Consider the following 13,815-nt stretch of genomic DNA (forward strand, 5'->3'; position numbering starts at 1 on the left):
TATATCGCTCCTTAATTACTTCTTAGATGCTTCAATAAGTTCGATGAAATGATCGAACAATGGCGCACAGTCATGTGGACCTGGGCTTGCTTCAGGGTGACCTTGGAAGCTGAACGCAGGTTTGTCTGTACGGTGAATCCCTTGTAGGGTGCCGTCAAACAATGATTTGTGCGTTGCTTTAATGTTGGCAGGCAAAGTGTCTGCATCAACAGCAAAGCCGTGGTTCTGAGAAGTAATCATCACAGTACCATCTTCAAGATTTTGTACAGGATGGTTTGCACCATGGTGACCATGTGGCATTTTCACTGTTTGTGCACCAGAAGCAAGTGCAAGGATTTGGTGTCCTAAGCAGATACCAAATACTGGTAAATCTGTTGTTTCAACAATTGTTTTTACAGCTTCAATTGCATAGTCACATGCAGCTGGATCACCAGGACCGTTTGATAAGAACACGCCATCTGGATTTAACGCGAGAACTTTCTCTGCTGGTGTTTGTGCAGGCACTACAGTTAACTTACAACCGCGGTCTGCAAGCATACGCAGGATGTTGGTTTTAACACCATAGTCGTATGCAACCACATGGAATTTGTGTTCAGGTTGCGTGAAGCCTTGACCTAGAACCCAAGAACCTTCAGTCCACTCGAATCCTTCAGGATCACAGCATTCTTTCGCAAGATCTAAACCATTCAAGCCGCCGAATGCACGTGCTTTTGCCAGTGCTTCTTCTTCTGTAATATTTTCGCCAGCAAGAATACAACCGTTTTGAGCGCCTTTTGCACGAAGGATACGCGTCAATTTACGAGTATCGATATCTGCAATGGCAACAACATTATGTTCTACAAGGTATTCACCTAGAGACTGTTCTGCACGGAAGTTGCTATGTAATAAAGGTAAGTCACGGATAATTAAACCGTTCGCCCACACTTTATGAATACGGCCAGACTCTGCATCTTCAGAGTTACAGCCAGTATTACCAATATGAGGATAAGTTAACGTCACAAGTTGTTGTGCATAACTTGGGTCAGTCAAAATTTCTTGATAGCCAGTCATGGCAGTGTTGAAAACGACTTCACCTGTCGTACTTCCCGTTGCACCGATTGACGTACCTTTAAAAATTGTACCGTCGGCAAGGGCTAAAATGGCGGGGATGCTCAAAACAAAGCTCCTGAACTAAAACCACAAAAATAGGGCTGTAAAAAAGCGAGTAGACGAAAAAAAAGGAAGGCTATAAAAAAACCTACCCTCCCTATGTCTGCTCGCTTGTAACTTAACAGCGCATTATACGCATCTAGTGTGAAAAAGTCCACGTAAAAACCAAAGAATCGCATGATAAATCGCTTGCATTTTTTAGATCGTTGTTTTGTTGCGCGAAATGAAAATGTAAGCAATTAAGAATTGTCCGACAAATCAGTGATTAAATTTTATCAAGTCCAGTTAAGCTTGAAGCCTTCTCACTATAAAAATAGGTTGTACATCATGACAGTAGAAAAAAAGCCAGCTGAAGTAACCGATTCCTTGAAAGAGGTCGTCACTGAAAGTGCTGTGAAAGTTGAAAAAGTAGCGAAACAGGCAAAACAGCAGGTGACTGAAGCTGTTGTAGAGGCTGAAGAAAAAGTGGCTGAAGAAGCCAAGCAATTAAATGCCACTGTGCAAGATCAAATTCGTCAGCTGAAAGAAGATGTTTTGCAACGAATTGAAGGTTTAAAATCCCAATTAAATTTGTCCCAGAAGGATTTAACCGATCTTAAAGCTTTTGTAAAAACTGAAGTGAATGCGGTCATTGAAGATTTGACTAAATTCGGTAAAGAATTGAAAGAAGATGTGAGTCAAATTTCAGTTAAGCATAAAGATCAACTCACTGAAACCTTTAAACGCTCTAAAGAACACACCCTAGAGGCTTGGAATAAGGTTTCGACTAAAGATGCTTCTGAGAGCCAACCTTGAGCGAATAATGAATTTATAAAGAAAAATTTCACCTCTCCTTGTAGAAGGAGAGGAGTTGAAGTGCTTTAGAACTGATGCAGCCAATCGCGCTTATTGTGGAAATCAGCAGTTGGACTACTGTGTTGCATTGCGTAAAATTGCTCACCTTGAGAGGTTTTAAGCACAGCAGTTAAGCCTAAAAATAAGTCAGACCATTTGAGTTTATGTTTCAGCATAAATTCAGTCAGATCTAAACTGACATTTAGGCCATAGTGTGTACGTTTAAGCTGATTTAACTCAATATCATACACAGCCTGTGGAGGTATATCTTCAGGATAACGATATTCTTCAAATTGATAGGCTTGCCAAGCTTGAGAAGGTGCTAAATTGATTTCACGATAAAAATCTTCGTGTTTCACACCAATAAAAATCTCAAAACAGGTGTTTTCCCAAAGAAAATCCTGACGTGGGTGAGCTGTAACCAAAGTAGGCCAATCAATCCACTGGTTCGGGTCTCGAATCCAAAAGCCAACATTCAGCGTAAAAGGGCTAACTTGTTCAATCGCGCCAACCACGGAAATCGCTTGAAAGCGTCGATCAAATGCACTGAGCTCGTAACTTGCCATAAATCGAAATTACTTAGATAAATGTGCGTGACGAACAAGGTTCGAAAGTTTAGGATTTTGCGGTTTTGCTTTTTTGTAAAGCAAAACAATTTTACCGATAGTCTGAACCACTTCAGCACCCGTTACTTCAGCAATTTCAGCAATCACCGCGACACGTGCTTCACGATCTTCACCCGCAATTTTAACTTTGATGAGCTCGTGATCGCTTAATGCACGATTGGTTTCCTCAACGACATTCTCAGTCAAACCTTGACCACCAATCATCACAACAGGATTGAGTGCATGACCAATTTGACGTAAACGCTTGCGTTCCTGAATAGATAAAGTCGCCATGAAAGATAACCTAATTTTAAAAACGACCTAGTATAGCAAAAATGAGTTGAAGCGGTTGAATTAATCGATCTTGTTGATTGAAAAAAACAGACAGATTTAGTCGATTTTGATACAGATGTATACTGCAAGCACTTGGTTTTTCACGTACAATAAAAAATTAGAAGTTTTTATATACATAGAGAGTTATGGCCACACGCATTACCAACCAAAAATTATCCAAAAGTAGTCGTGCGTGGATGAGAGAGCATCTTGATGATCCTTTTGTGAAAAAAGCGCAAAAGGAAGGTTATAGAGCGCGAGCTGCTTACAAGTTACTTGAAATCCAAGAAAAATATAAAATTATTAAACCCGGTATGACTGTGGTGGATTTGGGTGCTGCTCCAGGAAGTTGGTCCCAAATTGCAGGAAAACTGGTCGGTGATAAAGGTTTAGTCATCGCATCAGATATTTTAGAAATGGATGCTTTACCCGATGTGACTTTTTTACAAGGTGACTTCCGCGAGGAAGAAGTCTTCGAAAAATTGTTAAATATTTTAAATGGGCGTGTTGTTGACGTTGTAATTTCAGATATGGCCCCCAATACATCAGGTAATAAGGCTGTAGATCAACCTCGTCAAATCTACCTGTGTGAACTCGCATTAGACTTTGCCAATAAAGTTTTAGGACCGAATGGGCAGTTTGTAGTGAAGGTTTTCCAAGGCACAGGTTTTGATGAATTCCGTAAACAAGTGGTCGATAGTTTTGACGTGTTGAAGACGGTGAAGCCGGCTGCATCACGTGCTCGTTCGAAAGAAGTTTTTTTAATCGGCCAAGGGCGCAAGAAGGCTTTAAAGTAAAGTTTACTTGCCAACTCGTTAAAAATTGTGCATTTTGTACTTTTTTACATTATTGAACAGCTGGGTTTGCAGCTTACATTATTAAGGTCACCCATCCTTGGGCATGATCAAATTAGATTGATATGGGAATAAAGCTTTGAGCGATCTCTTCAAGAATGCCGTGTTGTGGCTCATTATACTAGGTGTGCTGATTTTAATATTCAGCAACATCAGTGACCGCGATAAGCCAGCTGCAATGAACTATTCAGAGTTCGTTACAGCGGTGAATGCTGGTCAAATTAAGCAAGTCACAATTGACGGTGAAAGAATTAGTGGCACTAAATCAAATGGATCAGAGTTCGAAAGTATCCGTCCTGCGGTGCAAGATCCTGAATTGATGCCTAGCCTGATTAAAAACAATGTTGTCGTTGAAGGTACTGCACCGCAACGTCAAGGTTTGTTGATGCAACTGCTGATTGCAAGCTTCCCTGTACTTTTAATCATTTTGTTATTCATGTTCTTTATGCGCAACATGGGTGGCGGAGCAGGTGGTAAAAACGGTCCAATGAGTTTTGGTAAGTCGAAAGCAAAAATGCTGACTGAAGACCAAATCAAAATTACATTTACGGATGTAGCGGGCTGTGATGAAGCAAAGCAAGAAGTGGTCGAAATTGTAGACTTCTTGAAAGATCCTGCGAAGTTTAAACGTCTTGGTGCGACTATTCCGAAAGGTGTATTGATGGTGGGTCCGCCTGGTACAGGTAAAACCCTACTTGCAAAAGCCATTGCGGGTGAAGCCAAAGTTCCTTTCTTTAGTATTTCGGGTTCTGACTTCGTTGAGATGTTTGTTGGTGTGGGTGCATCACGTGTACGTGATATGTTCGAACAAGCCAAACGTCATGCACCATGTATCATTTTCATCGATGAGATTGATGCAGTGGGTCGTCATCGTGGTTCAGGTACAGGTGGTGGTCACGATGAACGTGAACAAACTTTGAACCAGATGTTGGTGGAAATGGATGGCTTTGAAGGTAATGAAGGTATTATCGTTATTGCTGCAACCAACCGTGCGGATGTATTGGATAAAGCCTTACTTCGTCCAGGGCGTTTTGACCGTCAAGTGATGGTTGGTCTTCCAGACATTAAAGGTCGCGAGCAAATTCTGAATGTTCACTTGAAGAAATTGCCTTCAGTGACAGGTGTAGATCTAAAAGTTCTCGCTCGTGGTACACCAGGTTTTTCAGGTGCGCAATTGGCAAACTTGGTCAATGAGGCTGCATTGTTTGCAGCACGCCGTAATAAAAACACGGTGGACATGCATGATTTTGAAGATGCAAAAGACAAAATTTTCATGGGCCCAGAGCGTAAATCGATGGTGCTTCGTGAAGAAGAGCGTCGTGCAACGGCTTACCATGAAGCAGGTCATGCGATTGTTGCTGAAATTTTGCCAGGTACGGATCCTGTGCATAAGGTTACAATTATGCCGCGTGGTTGGGCATTGGGTGTGACTTGGCAGTTGCCTGAGCAAGATCAGATTAGCCATTACAAAGACAAGATGTTGAATGAACTTTCTATCTTGTTTGGTGGTCGTATTGCGGAAGAAATCTTCATCAACCAGCAATCAACAGGGGCTTCGAACGACTTCGAACGTGCAACCAAAATGGCGCGTGCGATGGTGACCAAATACGGTATGTCGGACAAGCTGGGTGTGATGGTCTACGAAGATGAAAACCAAAATGGTTTCTTCGGTAATGTCGGTAGTCGTACCATTTCTGAAGCGACGCAGCAAAAAGTCGATGAAGAAGTACGTCGCATCCTTGATGAGCAATACCGCGTTGCACGTGATGTCTTGGAAAATAATAAAGATATCGCACATGCGATGGTGAAAGCCTTAATGGAATGGGAAACGATTGATCGTGATCAAATTCGTGACATTATGGAGGGGCGTGAGCCGCAACCACCTAAGGTGTATGTGGCTGAAAACCCAGTGATTGATGTGACACCTACAAATGGTCCATCTACACCACCACCTTTGCCAGCAAGCTAAGTTGCAAGGATAATGTAAAAGAGAGTCTCTAAAAGAGGCTCTTTTTTTATGCTTATGCATTAAGAATAAAAATCCAATGGAAAAGTTTTCAGCCTGAAATGGGATTGAATTGCTACACTAGCAGCGATTGTTTCAGGAGTGTATTTATGCAACTTATGCCCTTACCGAATCGAGTCATCAGTTGTGGTCGTTTGAGTTTGGATTTATCTCAGCCACATGTGATGGGGATTCTAAACGTGACACCTGATTCTTTTAGTGATGGTGGCTTGCATAATTCCAAGGATGCAGCAGTTGCACGTGCCTTACAAATGGTGGCGGAAGGGGCAAGCGTGATTGATGTGGGGGGGGAGTCCACACGACCAGGTGCATCAGTGGTTGAAGTTGAAGAGGAAATTCACAGAGTAATTCCTGTAGTGCAGGCACTTGCGCAGCACGATGTGATTATTTCAATTGATACCTCGCAGCCGGAAGTGATTCGTGCTGCTGTGGCTGCGGGAGCGCACATTTGGAATGATGTTCGTGCATTGACGCGTCCACATGCACTTGAAACCGCGGCTGAGTTAAATATTCCGATTATTATTATGCATATGCGTGGTGAGCCGACCACGATGAATAATTTAGATCAGTACCAAGATGTGACTGAGGATGTAATTGCAGAGTTACAGCAGCGCGTCGATGATGCTTTGGAGGCTGGGGTAAAACCTGAACATATCATGATTGACCCTGGTTTTGGTTTTGCTAAGAATGCTCAGCAGAACTTGCGACTGTTAAAAGAGTTTTGGAAGCTGAATCGTATGGGTTATCCAATTTTATCCGCATTGTCACGTAAGCGCTTTATTGGTGAGGCATTGGGTGGAGCTGATGCGGTAGAGCGGGCGGTAGGTTCTGTTGCAGCTCATTTACTCAGTATTCAGCAAGGTGCGTGCATGGTGCGTGCACATGATGTGAAAGCCATGTCTGATGCGATTAAAGTGTGGCAAGCTATGCAATCTGCTTAAATGATTGCTGAATTTATATGCTGTTGGATGAAGAATAATAAATGATCTTTGATGCATCGCTCTTGGTTATATTGCACAAGGAAAGTGCTTTGCAACATGGAGCTATGTTTGCAGAATATTGGAATTGAATTTTAAATAAAATAACGTTGGATAAATCATGATGTTAAGACCTGAATTTTTAGTGCTTACTGTAACGGGTATATTGTTGGCTGCCTGTGGGCAGGTTCCACCACAGCAAATGTCGATGAGTAGAACGGCAGTGGTTGGTTTGGCGATGCCTGCACCAATGGCTATGATGAGCATGTCAGAAAATATGCCATTGCCTATCGAAAATACCGAGAATTATCAGAAAATAGAAACCAATCCTGTGCATGTGGTTGCGCAGCAGCCTATCTCTACCTTTAGTGTTGATGTGGATACAGGTAGCTATAGTAATGTTCGGCGCTATTTGACACAGGCAGCGCAATTGCCTCCCGTAGATGCTGTACGCATAGAAGAAATGCTGAATTACTTTAACTATCACTATCCAAATCCTGTGGGGCAGCATCCCTTTTCGGTGAATACCGAAGTGGTTAATTCTCCATGGCAGCAGAATGCCAAAATTATCAAGATTGGCATTAAGGCTAAAGATTTGGAGATGCAGCAACTCCCACCGGCCAATCTGGTCTTTTTGGTGGATGTCTCTGGAAGTATGAGTGCTGAAAATAAGTTACCTTTGGTGAAGAAAACCCTGAGCTTATTGACAGAGCAATTACGCCCACAAGATAAGGTGAGTATTGTGACCTATGCCAGTGGAGAAGATCTGGCTTTGTCGCCAACTTCTGGCGCTGACAAGGATAAAATTTTAAAAGTCATTCATCGCTTAAAAGCAGGCGGGGCAACCTCAGGTGAGCGCGCTATTCAACTGGCGTATGACCAAGCGCAAAAGTCATATATTCAAGGCGGCATCAACCGTATTCTAATCGCAACTGATGGTGACTTTAATGTCGGAATTACAGATTTTGATACCTTAAAGGGCATGATTGCGGAAAAACGTAAATCGGGAATTTCTTTTTCCACTTTTGGCTTTGGTTCTGGAAACTATGATGAGCAGTTAATGGAGCAGTTGGCAGATGCTGGAGATGGGAACTATAGTTATATCGACAATGAGCGTGAAGCCAAGAAAGTATTACAACGCCAACTCAGTTCGACACTAGCAACCGTCGCACAGGATGTCAAAATCCAAGTTGAATTTAATCCTGCAACGGTCAAAGAATATCGTCTGGTTGGTTATGAAAATCGCCTATTAAAAAATGAAGATTTTAATAATGATCGTGTAGATGCTGGGGATATTGGGGCGGGTCATACAGTCACAGCTTTATATGAAATTATTCCTGTGGGGCAAAAAGGGTGGTTGAATGAGTCGCGCTATCAGGCACCTGTAAATTCAAGCAAAACTAATAAACAGGAATATGCTTATGTGAATGTGCGCTATAAACAACCACAGCAGAATCAAAGTATTTTGTTGAGTCAGCCAGTACCAGCACGTAGTCAAGACTTGGCGCAATCATCGGTTGATACGCGCTTTACGATTGCTGTTGCAGCTTATGCGCAGCAATTGCGGGGTGGGCAATATAATGCGCAGATGCAATGGGATGATATTTTTAAGTTAGCGCAAAGTGCGGCACAGCCAGATGAGTTTGGCTTACGTGCCGAGTTTCTGGATTTGGTGAAAACAGCGAAAAGCTTGAGTGCTGAGCCTGTTAAGCCTTAATTCTAAGTTTCTGTATTTTTTCACAATATTTAAGGGTGGAATTTAATCTGCCCTTTTTTATTTGGTAAATGCCTGTCTTTATGCTATATAGGCTCGCGTTTATTAGTAGTTTGAGTGGCTGTATGTTTGCAGATTTGCTTCTCCCGATGTTTGATGATGAATATTACCCAGATGTATTGGTGGCTGAAGTGCAGCAATGCATTGTGCAATTTGCCAAGAAAGTGGCAAAGGTCAAAGACAGTACTTCTGAAATTTATCGATTTGCAAATGATGCTGTGTCTGCAATTAATGAAATGAAGCCTCAGTTTGAAGATTTGGATTCATCGCTAGATGATACCGCGGCTGATTATATTGCTGAAGCCATGATGATGGTGGTACAAGAGAATGGTCATTTCGATGTGGAAATGGAAGAGTTGATTGCGAATCGAGAGTGGTGAGTCACTCTCTGTTTTTATGTTAGTGGGATGAATTGGATTAATGAAAGATCTTGGTTCAAAGTTCATCTAAAAGGTCATTTAAATGACAGCTTTGATTTAAGTGCTCATCTTCAATTGCATTGACCGTCATCACATATTCATTTTTGATTATTTCAGTATTGGCACTGAGATTTAGCCAAAACTTTGGATAGGTTTTTATGAGTGTGCGTACATGTTGTTCATCACGTATATGGTTAAAACTTAACTTAAACTCAACATCTACAGACTTACACGCATGTAGGTAAAGCTGTTGGTCTTTTTCGAGGATCGTTCCAGCAAACCGGTCGTAAAATTTTTCAGTATTTGTCTCTAATGTCTTTGTTTCTGCGTGAGCAATGTTTGAAAGGCTAAGGATTAAAGTCGTAAGGCTTAGAATTTTTTTCATATTGTCATGGTTTAGTGATTTTGATTTATAAATTATAGGCATAAAAAAACCAGCTTTCGCTGGATTTTTATTGCACCATTTTAAGAAGTATTAAAATGGTGCCCGGGGCCGGACTCGAACCGGCACGCTTTGAGGGCGGGGGATTTTAAATCCCCTGTGTCTACCTATTTCACCACCCGGGCATGAGCGCAATAATAGAGTACGAATTTATTCTTTGCAAGATGATTTCTTTGTATTTGCTTTATTTTCAGACAATTCATGAGTTTGTGATCAAAAAATCACAATTTTAACAACAATTGGTACTTGAGTTGTCATCATATGTTCATGCAATTGAGATGATCATTAAATATTGTTTGCCTATTTTTTAAGTCACGTTTCTAGTGGATTAAAAAAATGACAAAGACTTTAACGCGCCGTGAACTCATTCAAAAAACTTTAGCTGGTTTTGGTGCCGTTTCTTTACCTCTTTCACTGACTGCTTGCGGTGATGACTCGAATGATGCTTCTGATTCGGGTGTCAGTGTGCAATTTGAGCATGGTGTCGCCAGTGGTGACCCATTACAAGACCGCGTCATTATTTGGACGCGTGCTACACCTAATGATCTGCAAGCACGCTTAGAAATTGTCTGGGAAGTGGCAACCGATCAGCAATTTACTCAAATGGTTGCGACAGGCAAAGTACAAACGACTCCTGCCCAAGACTTTACGGTAAAAGTGGATGTCACAGAGCTATTGCCTCAACAGCACTATTTTTATCGTTTCCGTTTTGGGCAAAGCTTTTCAGCTATTGGACAAATGAAGACCTTGCCTGTTCAGGCTTCTCAGGTGAAATTTGCTGTCTGTTCATGTTCCAACTATCCCGCAGGCTATTTCTATGTCTACCGTGAAATGGCAAAGCAGGATGTCGATGTGGTGCTGCATTTGGGGGATTATATTTATGAATATGGCAAAGATGGTTACGCAACAGAAGATGCTGAAAAGCTTGGGCGTTTACTAGCAGATGATAATAATCAGGAACTTGTTGCTTTAGATGATTATCGCAAACGTTATGCTTTGTACCGTCAAGATGCAGATTTACAGGCATTGCATCAGCGACATCCTTTTATTGTAATTTGGGATGATCATGAGCTAGCCAATGATACTTGGCGCGACGGGGCGGAGAATCATACTGAGGCAACTGCACAAGCACAAAATGAAGGGAAATTCTCTGACCGTAAACTGGCAGCATTACAAGCCTATTTTGAATGGATGCCCATTCGTCCAGTGTCAGAGGATGATCATTTACATATCTATCGTCAGTTTGATTTTGGTTCGCTGGTGCAGTTAACCATGTTGGATACGCGAATTATCGCGCGAGATCAGCAATTGGACTATGCCAATTACATGACCGCTCAAGGTTTAAATACGGTGCAGTTTCAGCAAGACTTGCTGGCGCAGGATCGGACTTTACTCGGCTATGAGCAGCGTGACTGGTTGTTGCAAAAATTAATGAGTAGTGGTGCCACGTGGAACGTATTGGGGCAGCAGGTACTGATGTCAAAAATGTTTATTCCTGCTGAACTTTTGTTGTCGCTGGCTGAAATTAGCAGTGGCACGATTACCGCTGAAACATCGGCGAATATGAATGCGCAAATTACTGAGCTGGTTCAAATCAAAATGCGTTTACAAGCAGGGGATCCAACCCTGACTGATTTAGGAAAGGCACGGGTCAATACGGTTACACCGTATAATTTAGATGCATGGGATGGTTATTTTTATGAACGAGAAGTCCTGTATGCAACTCTAAAGAGCTTGAATAAGAAAGTCGTGGTATTGGCGGGGGATACGGATAATGCTTGGTATTCAGAGCTATTGAGCAAAGATCAAGATCGGGTGGGAGTGGAATTGGCAACCAGTTCGGTGTCTTCGCCAGGTTTAGAAAAATATTTAAATATTCCTTTGGCGCAATTGCAGCAGTTTGAATATGCATTTCAAACCTTAATTAATGATTTGGCATATTGTAATTTGAATCAGCGAGGTTATTTGTTGGTTAATTTTACAGAGCAGAATATGCAGTCGAATTGGATTTTTGTCGACAGTATTAAAGAGCAAAGCTACATGGTTGATGAAACGCGAGGGTATCAACTTATTTTCAACACGCAATTGCAGTTGTTGGAAGATTTACCGCAAACGGCCTAAGTGGAATCATCAAAATATAAAAACTGGGTTAAAGCTCAGTTTTTATTACATTAAACTGTCGAGATAATTTTCTAAATCCTGATGCTTATGGGTTAAGCATAACTGTTGCTCCATGTGCATGGATTTTAAATGTAAGTTTTTAAAATGCTGTAATTGCTTGAGTTTCTGCTGATATGTTGCAGAGTTTTTATTGCTAAATTTCAGTGTTAATTTAAGTCGAATAATTTGTTTATAACTCCAGAAATTAAAACGGCGTAATTCCTGTAAATAATACAGTCCGACATGAGTTGCACTATTGCGGAATAGATTTTCCTTATAGAACTTTACAAAGCCGAAACCCATGGCAAAGAAAAATAGTACGATTTGTAGAAATGTACTTTCAATAAATGCAATATTTACGGCTTGTAAGATAATCAGGGCCGCAATTTTAATTGGGGCATGCTGTTGTTGCTCATAGTAGGAGCGAGAACTGTGTTTCATTTGCTTGAGGACAAGCGGAACATAAAGCATGTAAAGCAGCATAAAGCACAGCGCGGAAATGCCTTGTGCTTGAAATGCAGTAAAGTGTAGGAAATGCGATTCGATATAGTGACCAAGACTTAAAGAGAGTGAAACGAAAATCATAATGGCTAAAATCCAAGGAATAAACTCTTTGATTTCATCCATTAGGCCTTTGGTTTTTAGCATGCCATAAAATACAAAATTACGTCTAAATGCAGAGGGATACTGAATCTGTAATTTTTTTAAAAAGAGCGCAGCCTGCTTGTCACTGACCATAAAAATTAATACTTGAAGGTTGTCGCATTATAAATCAAAAAAGCATATTTTGGTCAAATCATATTAAAACCAACCAAATTAGTAGAAAAATTTTACCGTTTAGTGAAATTGTGACACCACCTGATCTGTTGATGGCATATTTTACCTAAACTGTGATCGGTTAGAGGGTTTTATGAAAATTATCGCTGGGCCATTACATTATTTGCATATTAAAAAGGCAAAGAGTCGAATGATTCGAGGGTTCATTCGTAAAGAATTAAAGACTGAAAAATTCAGTCATTTTTATTTTTCATTGATTCATATGGAGCAATATAAAGAACGACTAAAATTAAATATAAAGTAGTAAGTGGTGAAAATTTCTGTTTGCTGTATTTTCTTTTGTTATTAAATACGGTATTCATAAATACAACGATGCTTAGATTTTAAATCTAGCAAATACTAAATTAATTAAATATGACTTGATAATAATTTTGTGGGTAAGGGTGTTTTTTTATGGAGCGTCAAGCTTCTTCTCATGAGCGGTTAGCGGAACGCTTGGCCAGTATTTTAATTAAATTGAATAATGGTCAAAAGTTAAATGCCAAATTGCTAGCTCAAGAGTTTTCCGTCAGTACGCGAACTATCGTGCGAGATTTCGATCGCTTAAGTCTTCATTTGCCATTGGTTCATGATCAGCAATCTAAACAGTATTATTTAAAGCAGCATGATTCGGGTCGCATTCGAGCGCAGGATGTGCAGAGTTTTGCTGAGTTATCAGGCATTGGTAATTTGTTTCCGAGTCTTGAATTGCCATTCCTGCGGGAGTTATTTGGCAATCAGGCGCAGAAAACCTATATGGCAAAAGGCTATAGCTTTGAAGATGCGACACAGTTCATTGCGCTATTCCAATATTTTTCTAAAGCTATTCAAGTACAACGTGAAGTTGAGTTCTTGTATCGTAATGAATATCGACGGGTTCAGCCTTATCGCCTTATTCATCATTTTGGCAGTTGGTATCTGGCAGCTGTAGATGATGGTCAACTAAAGGCGTATCGCTTGGGTCGTATTCAATTGATGAATCCTCAGCTAGAGTTATCATTCTTTGAGCAAAGTGCAGAAATCCAAGAGCAGCTCGAACAAGAGCAGAGTATTTGGTTTGGGAAAGAAAAGCAGGAAGTGCATTTATTGGTAGATGCTGAAGTAGCTTCTTTTTTCAAATTCAAAAAGCAATTTCCTCAACAGACCATTCTGAAAGAAATGGAAAATGGCAATTTGCACTTGTCTATTTCTATTACCCATCCGAAGCAGTTACTGCCTTTTGTGCGTTACTGGATTCCATATGTACAAATTCTGGAGCCGAGTAGTTTAAAAGAGGATTTCTTTCGAGAGTTAAAAGCCTATATGCAGCAATCATTAACCTCATAGACAACGAGTTGCTTTTGAATTAAAAATTAGCATTTTGGGGAATTTAACTTTGCTGGCTTGATTTACGGATTGGGCAGGAGGAGTTTTTAGACATAAAAAA

Annotated in this window: 13 protein-coding genes and 1 tRNA gene; 8 read left to right on the forward strand and 6 right to left on the reverse strand. The window is 40.8% G+C overall.

Annotated features, from left to right (window positions below; genetic code table 11):
* Window positions 1-15: 15 nt before the first annotated feature.
* Window positions 16-1,155, reverse strand: a complete 1,140-nt coding sequence (gene carA, locus MKI85_RS14590; RefSeq protein WP_241628657.1) for a glutamine-hydrolyzing carbamoyl-phosphate synthase small subunit — start codon at window positions 1,153-1,155, stop codon at window positions 16-18.
* Window positions 1,156-1,476: 321 nt separating this feature from the next.
* Here carA and MKI85_RS14595 point away from each other — a divergent pair, with 321 nt between their 5' ends.
* Window positions 1,477-1,944: a hypothetical protein gene (locus MKI85_RS14595; protein ID WP_241628659.1), complete on the forward strand. Its 468-nt coding sequence runs from the start codon at window positions 1,477-1,479 to the stop codon at window positions 1,942-1,944.
* A gap of 65 nt (window positions 1,945-2,009) precedes the next feature.
* Here MKI85_RS14595 and MKI85_RS14600 read toward each other — a convergent pair whose 3' ends face one another.
* Window positions 2,010-2,549, reverse strand: coding sequence for a DOMON-like domain-containing protein (locus tag MKI85_RS14600; protein ID WP_241628660.1), 540 nt, complete (start codon window positions 2,547-2,549; stop codon window positions 2,010-2,012).
* Between the two features lie 9 nt (window positions 2,550-2,558).
* Window positions 2,559-2,882, reverse strand: coding sequence for a ribosome assembly RNA-binding protein YhbY (gene yhbY, locus MKI85_RS14605; RefSeq protein WP_241628661.1), 324 nt, complete (start codon window positions 2,880-2,882; stop codon window positions 2,559-2,561).
* A gap of 185 nt (window positions 2,883-3,067) precedes the next feature.
* Between yhbY and rlmE the strand changes: the two genes are divergently transcribed.
* The 5 genes from rlmE (at window position 3,068) to MKI85_RS14630 (ending at window position 8,932) form a co-directional block, all read left to right on the forward strand.
* The gene (rlmE, locus tag MKI85_RS14610) at window positions 3,068-3,718 is read left to right on the forward strand and encodes a 23S rRNA (uridine(2552)-2'-O)-methyltransferase RlmE (protein WP_241628663.1); all 651 of its coding nucleotides are present in this window, start codon (window positions 3,068-3,070) and stop codon (window positions 3,716-3,718) included.
* Between the two features lie 136 nt (window positions 3,719-3,854).
* On the forward strand, window positions 3,855-5,744 hold the full coding sequence (gene ftsH / locus MKI85_RS14615) for an ATP-dependent zinc metalloprotease FtsH (RefSeq protein WP_241628665.1): 1,890 nt from the start codon (window positions 3,855-3,857) through the stop codon (window positions 5,742-5,744).
* 146 nt (window positions 5,745-5,890) lie between these two features.
* Window positions 5,891-6,742 carry a dihydropteroate synthase gene (folP, locus tag MKI85_RS14620; protein ID WP_241628667.1) on the forward strand — a complete coding sequence of 284 codons (852 nt, stop codon included), beginning with the start codon at window positions 5,891-5,893 and terminating at the stop codon, window positions 6,740-6,742.
* A 157-nt stretch (window positions 6,743-6,899) separates the two neighbouring features.
* Complete coding sequence (locus MKI85_RS14625) at window positions 6,900-8,495, forward strand: vWA domain-containing protein (RefSeq protein WP_413350600.1); 1,596 nt, start codon at window positions 6,900-6,902, stop codon at window positions 8,493-8,495.
* Between the two features lie 122 nt (window positions 8,496-8,617).
* Window positions 8,618-8,932, forward strand: a complete 315-nt coding sequence (locus MKI85_RS14630) for a DUF5713 family protein (RefSeq protein WP_241628669.1) — start codon at window positions 8,618-8,620, stop codon at window positions 8,930-8,932.
* A 55-nt stretch (window positions 8,933-8,987) separates the two neighbouring features.
* On the opposite strand, the gene MKI85_RS14635 is transcribed toward MKI85_RS14630, so the two are convergent.
* Both MKI85_RS14635 and MKI85_RS14640 read right to left on the reverse strand, forming a co-directional pair.
* Complete coding sequence (locus MKI85_RS14635; protein ID WP_241628671.1) at window positions 8,988-9,398, reverse strand: hypothetical protein; 411 nt, start codon at window positions 9,396-9,398, stop codon at window positions 8,988-8,990.
* Between the two features lie 54 nt (window positions 9,399-9,452).
* Window positions 9,453-9,538 (reverse strand) — tRNA-Leu (locus MKI85_RS14640).
* A gap of 211 nt (window positions 9,539-9,749) precedes the next feature.
* Here MKI85_RS14640 and MKI85_RS14645 point away from each other — a divergent pair.
* Window positions 9,750-11,534 carry an alkaline phosphatase D family protein gene (locus MKI85_RS14645; RefSeq protein ID WP_241628673.1) on the forward strand — a complete coding sequence of 595 codons (1,785 nt, stop codon included), beginning with the start codon at window positions 9,750-9,752 and terminating at the stop codon, window positions 11,532-11,534.
* Window positions 11,535-11,579: 45 nt separating this feature from the next.
* Here the strand turns inward: MKI85_RS14645 and MKI85_RS14650 are convergent, their stop codons facing one another.
* On the reverse strand, window positions 11,580-12,311 hold the full coding sequence (locus tag MKI85_RS14650; protein ID WP_241628674.1) for a hypothetical protein: 732 nt from the start codon (window positions 12,309-12,311) through the stop codon (window positions 11,580-11,582).
* Between the two features lie 492 nt (window positions 12,312-12,803).
* Here MKI85_RS14650 and MKI85_RS14655 point away from each other — a divergent pair, with 492 nt between their 5' ends.
* Complete coding sequence (locus MKI85_RS14655) at window positions 12,804-13,715, forward strand: helix-turn-helix transcriptional regulator (RefSeq protein ID WP_241628675.1); 912 nt, start codon at window positions 12,804-12,806, stop codon at window positions 13,713-13,715.
* Window positions 13,716-13,815 lie beyond the last annotated feature (100 nt).

This window comes from Acinetobacter zhairuonensis, assembly GCF_022601715.1.
In the GTDB taxonomy this organism is placed as follows: domain Bacteria; phylum Pseudomonadota; class Gammaproteobacteria; order Pseudomonadales; family Moraxellaceae; genus Acinetobacter.